The sequence below is a fragment of the Clostridium yunnanense genome (assembly GCF_016595795.1).
GTDB lineage: Bacteria > Bacillota > Clostridia > Clostridiales > Clostridiaceae > Clostridium_AR > Clostridium_AR yunnanense.
This window is the reverse complement of record NZ_JAENHN010000021.1, coordinates 1-543: the sequence shown is the minus strand read 5'-3', so window position 1 is coordinate 543 and position 543 is coordinate 1. Positions and strand designations below refer to the sequence as shown.

The 543-nt window shown below is 35.4% G+C and carries 1 protein-coding gene; it reads left to right on the top strand.

Features of this window, described 5'->3' with window-relative positions; genetic code table 11:
* Window positions 1-25: 25 nt before the first annotated feature.
* On the top strand, window positions 26-543 hold a 518-nt coding region (locus tag JHL18_RS06395), incomplete at its 3' end, for a calcium-binding protein (protein WP_274600940.1).

The window sequence follows — 543 nt, the reverse complement described above, 5'->3', positions numbered from 1 at the left end:
CAGTGGAGATATAGATATTCTAAAAATGGATGACATAAATGACAATGAAGTGGTAGCAAGAAGAATAGGAAATGACTTAGAACTAAGAGTAAAGAACGTCGACGGAAGTCTGACCGGGGACAAGGCGGTTGTAACTGGATACTTTAACTATGGAACTTATGCTTTAGACAAGATACAGTTTGCTAACGGCGCAGTATGGGATATAGCAAAAGTAAAATCAGTTGTTGTACCTGATATAGATGGTACTGAAAATGATGACACTATAAATGGTTTTTGGGATCTAAATAATGTTCTTAGAGGAAATGGAGGAAATGATACCTTAAATGGAGCTGGTTATAACGATGCTCTTTATGGTGGAAAGGGAAATGACAAGTTAAATGGTTCTGATGGCAATGATGTTTTAGATGGTGGAGAAGGTAGTGATAGTCTAAACGGTGGTTATGGAGCAGACACATATATCTTCAAAAAAGGTTATGGAGTAGATACAATAAATAACTATACTTATTATGATTACAGTGGAGATATAGATATTCTAAAAATGGA